This is a genomic window from uncultured Campylobacter sp. (assembly GCF_938031315.1).
Lineage (GTDB): Bacteria > Campylobacterota > Campylobacteria > Campylobacterales > Campylobacteraceae > Campylobacter_B.
Genome location: NZ_CALHHT010000214.1, coordinates 1 through 4,524, shown reverse-complemented (window position 1 = coordinate 4,524; position 4,524 = coordinate 1). Strand labels below are relative to the sequence as shown.

The following is a 4,524-nucleotide window of genomic DNA, read 5'->3' as shown; positions in this document are numbered from 1 at the left end:
TATCGATCATCAAAATTTTAGTAAAAATTAAATCTACTTTTGATAAAATCGCTCATTTTTTGGCAAGGCACTTTGCTGAATTTATAAAAATTTTTAAAATTTTTAAGGAGAGCTTATGGGCATTATGGAATTTTTGGCGCATTACGTGGATTACATTATCTTTGCGATCCTCGGATTTATGAGCTTTTTAGTCGTGTGGTTCAGTATCGAAAGGCTGCTTTTTTATTCGAAGGTTAAGGCGAGCGATTACAAAAGCAAGGCGCTATATGAAGAGGCTCTGACAAAAAATTTAACGACGCTTTATATTGTTTATTCAAATGCTCCGTACATCGGTCTTTTAGGTACTGTCATCGGCATTATGATCACATTTTTTGATATGAGTACTGCAAGCGGTATCGATACCAAGGCTATCATGCAAGGTCTCTCTCTCGCACTTAAAGCCACCGCCACGGGTCTAGTCGTCGCCGTGCCTACGCTCATCATCTACAACGGTTTCATCCGCAAGGTCGACGTACTTCTAAACCGCTACGATGAGGTAGAAAGATGAGTATCCCTAGACGAGACGGGCTAAATATCGTCCCGTTCATCGACATTATGCTGGTGCTGCTAGCGATCGTGCTTAGTGTCTCGACTTTCATTGCGCAGGGGCATATCAAGGTAAATCTTCCATCTTCTTCAAGCTCGCAAAACCCGCAAGAGGATAAAAAAGTTACCATCAAAGTGGATAGCGAATCTAAAATTTATCTAGACGATGTCGCAATAAGCGAGGATGAGCTTGAGAAAAAAATTGCCGCTCTCGATAAAAACGATCTTGTCGTGCTAAAAAACGATAAAGACTCGAAATTTGCCTCTTTCATTTCTATCATGGATGTCCTAAAAAAGGCGGGCCATGAAAAATTTGCGATCGTGACCGAAAAAGAGCAATGAATAAAGATAGCGCAGTAGGTTTTATCGTATCTTTGGTGCTGCATTGCATCATCGCTGTGGGTGTTTTTGCTCTTTTATCGTCGGCACCGAAGCCGCCTAGCATGCCCGATATGATAGCCTTTTCCATCGATAGCATAATGGATGATGCCAAGCAGGGTGATATTTCTGATGAGCCCAATATCCCGCCTCCTTCCGATCAGTCCGAGTCTGAACCGGAGCCCGAGCCCACTCCGCCGGAGCCTGAACCTGAACCCGAACCGGAACCAACTCCGCCTGAGCCGGAACCGATACCGGAGCCCGAGCCGATTCCTGAACCGGAGCCTATACCAGAGCCTGTAGTCGAAAAACCAAAACCGGTCGAAAAGCCTAAGCCAAAGCCGGTAGAAAAACCAAAACCGATCGAAAAACCTAAGCCGAAAAAAGAGCATAAAGTTCAAAGCAGCGATAGAAATTTAACGGCAAAATTTGACCCGACAAAGCCCATCTCTCTGGGTAGCGGCGGGGGCGGCGGCTCCAGCAGCGCAGGCGGCGGTAGCGACGCTATCACGAGCCGCGGAGATCCTAGCAACAGCGATGTCGGTAAGAAAATTTTCGCCATCATTTCGCGCTACGCGCAGTCGCACTACCCTAAAAATGCGCAACGTATGCGTAAAATCGGCGTCGTAGGCGTGCACTTTACCTATACGGCAAGCGGTGATGTTAAGGGCCTTCGCGTTACGTCTTCTTCGAATGTCGATTCACTTGATGAGGGCGCGTTAAGCGCGGTCGAGCGCACAAAAGGTAGCTTTCCAAAGGTCGAGAAAGATATGGAATTTAACTTTAGCATAAAATATACGCTAAATTTTAACTAGCCTTAAAGCTTCTACTAAAACCCCTATCTGGGCGGTGAAATTTTAAAATTTCACCGCCCTTACCGCTTTAACTTAGCTCGTAAAATTCCATCTCGGCAAAGTAAAATTTTAAAATTTGCCGCTCTTGCTGTGCTTCTACTGCTCCGCCGCATGAGCTTTTATAAACGGATTGGCGCCGTGAAATTTAAAATTTAAACGGAGAAAATTATGTCTTTTTAAATTTAGCCAAGCAAGCATCTTAAAGCGTTAAAATTTTAAATTTAAGCTGCGAAATTGCTAGGAAATTCCACTGATTTTAATGGAATTTTTACTATAATTTTGTATGAAATTTAAAAGATTAAAGGAAATTTATGATAGACGTTTATGACTTGGCGGTGATCGGCGGCGGTCCTTGCGGGATCGCTTCCGTAGTAGAAGCCAAAAGAAACGGGCTCGCGCACGTGCTTCTGCTTGAAAAAGGCGACAACCACTCTCAAACGATTAGGCAGTTTTACAAAGATAAAAAGCGCGTCGATAAAGAATATAAGGGCTTTGACAGCGAGACGCGCGGCTCTATTTCGTTTGAAACCGGCACAAAAGAGAGTGTGCTAAATTATTTCGACGAGCTCTTAGATAGCGACGAAATCGATACGAATTTCAAAAGTGAGGTCGAAAAGATCGAAAAGCACGCAGATGAATTTTATATCACGACTAGCTCGGCTGGATACCGCGCGCGCAACGTCATCGTCGCAATTGGTAGGATGGGCAAGCCTAATAAGCCTGCTTATAAAATTCCACCTTCGATCACGCAACGGGTAAATTTCAATCTTGATAAATGCACGATTAATGAAAAAATTCTAGTCGTTGGAGGCGGTAACTCAGCTGCGGAATACGCTATAGCACTATGTAAAACCAATGTCGTGACGCTTTGCTATCGCAAGGCTAAATTTACCCGCCTAAACGAGACGAATGAAAGCGACGTAATGCGCGAGACCAAATACGGCAACATTATCTTGCGTTTAGGCATCGATATAGAGGCTCTTGAGAATGAAAACGGCAAGGTGCTGGTAAAATTTGATGATGGCACCGAGCTCGTATTTGACCGAGTGATCTACGCGATCGGCGGCACGAGCCCGATCGATTTTCTTAAAAAATGCGGCATCGCTTACGATGAAAACGGCGTGCCGATCGTGGATGAAAATCTTCAAACCGCCACTAGCGGGCTTTACGTCGGCGGAGATCTCATCAGCAGAAGTGGTGGATCGATCGTGGTGGCGATAAATCACGCTCATACCATCATCAAAAATATCCGCAGATGAGGCTTTATCAGCCAAAAAAGGGTTATCGCTACACTAGTGATACGATTTTTTTGTGGAATTTTATAAGAAGCTCAGGTGTACGTCAAGCTGACGCAGCATCGCAAAATGGCTCTTGGGCGCTGGGCTGCGGTGCGGAATTTAAAGGCGCAGCAGATAGGAGCTTTAATGCGCAGTTCTACGCTGCGGATTTCGCAGGCGACGAAGCGGAATTTTGCGCCGAGGATTGCGCTTTTAGCAAAGAAGAGTCGTATGCCGCTAACCATAGCGTGGGGAATGATCGCGATTTTGGAAGTAAGGGCTGCGCTGAACTTAAGGCGGAATTTAAAATGAAATTTCAAGCGGAATTTCAGGAGAAATTTCAAAGCGAGCGCTATAAAAATTCCGATTTTCAAAACGACGAAGCCTGGCATGCTTTAAAGCCTGACATTGCAAGCGGTGAAAATTTTAAATTTTGTGACGAGCAAATCGCGCAGCCTTTAGAATCTAAAAAGACGCACGATAAAGATTTTGCGAGCAAATTTAAAGACGCCAAAGCGCGCGCGGATTTTGCTGCGGAGCGCTTGTGTGACGGCGGGTTTGCAGTTTGCGATGAGCGTAGTTTAAAAAGCGCGCTAAATCCGCGAGCGATATACGGCGACGTGCTAGATGTGGGCGCAGGATGTGGAATTTTAGGGCTTTTGCTAAAACGCGATTTTAAAAGCATTAATCTAAGCTTGCTAGAAATTCAAGAGCGAAATTTAGAAATCTTAAGGCTAAATTCTTTGCAAAACGATCTGCCTGCCGAGATTTTGCACGCGGATTTCGCGGAGTTTAAAAGCAAAAAGCGTTTTGACTTTATCGTCTCAAATCCGCCCTTTTATCGAGAGCGCATTTCGCTTAGCAAAGAGCCTCATATGGCGCTTAGTAAGAGCGCAGCAAGCCTTAGCCTACGGGATTTCGTGCGATCTGCGAACGCTCATCTCAAGCCTGGCGGTACGCTTATTTTTTGCTACGAGGCGGGCAAGCTAGCTAAAATTTGCGAGCTTTTGGGCGAGTTTAGGCTAAATTTGACGAGGCTTGGTTTTGTCTATCCCGACATTTCAAAGCCCGCTAAACTAGCGCTTTTGCAAGCTCGTAAGAACTCGCGCTCGCCCTGTGAGATCGTCCTTCCGATCTATGCTAGCGCGCACGGAAGGCGCACCGCGCAAGCCCACGCGATCTACAAAAGCGCGGATTTAACGAGCGTGGATTATGAGTGAGTTTGACTTTAGCTTTGATGCAAGCGCGTGCGAGCGCTGCGGCGGCAAGTGCTGCACGGGAGAGAGCGGCTATATCTGGATAGACGAGAGCGAGATCGTAGCTTTAGCGGCAAAATTTGAAATTTTGCCCGCGGAACTTAAAAGGACGTATTTGGATAGAATAGGCGCTAGATTTAGCGTAAAAGAAAAGCCCTTTGAAGGCGGTTTGGC

The 4,524-nt window shown here is 45.6% G+C and carries 5 protein-coding genes and 1 pseudogene; all 6 read left to right on the top strand.

Features of this window, described 5'->3' with window-relative positions:
- Nucleotides 1-124: 124 nt before the first annotated feature.
- Entirely contained in the window at nt 125-547 is a 423-nt protein-coding gene (exbB, locus tag Q0236_RS05385) for a TonB-system energizer ExbB (RefSeq protein ID WP_297915838.1), read from the top strand.
- Entirely contained in the window at nt 544-927 is a 384-nt protein-coding gene (gene exbD, locus Q0236_RS05380) for a TonB system transport protein ExbD (protein ID WP_297882886.1), read from the top strand. The genes exbB and exbD overlap by 4 nt, the downstream gene beginning before the upstream one ends.
- Nucleotides 924-1,778, top strand: a complete 855-nt coding sequence (locus tag Q0236_RS05375) for an energy transducer TonB (protein WP_297915836.1) — start codon at nt 924-926, stop codon at nt 1,776-1,778. The genes exbD and Q0236_RS05375 overlap by 4 nt, the downstream gene beginning before the upstream one ends.
- A 350-nt stretch (nt 1,779-2,128) precedes the next feature.
- A complete protein-coding gene (locus Q0236_RS05370; RefSeq protein ID WP_297881223.1) occupies nt 2,129-3,076 on the top strand; it encodes an NAD(P)-binding domain-containing protein in 948 nt (315 codons plus the stop codon).
- Nucleotides 3,073-4,314, top strand: a complete 1,242-nt coding sequence (locus Q0236_RS05365) for a methyltransferase (protein WP_297915834.1) — start codon at nt 3,073-3,075, stop codon at nt 4,312-4,314. Before Q0236_RS05370 ends, Q0236_RS05365 begins: the two co-directional genes overlap by 4 nt.
- Nucleotides 4,307-4,524, top strand: a pseudogene (locus tag Q0236_RS05360) (YkgJ family cysteine cluster protein); the annotation flags it as partial. The gene Q0236_RS05365 and the pseudogene Q0236_RS05360, both read left to right, overlap by 8 nt.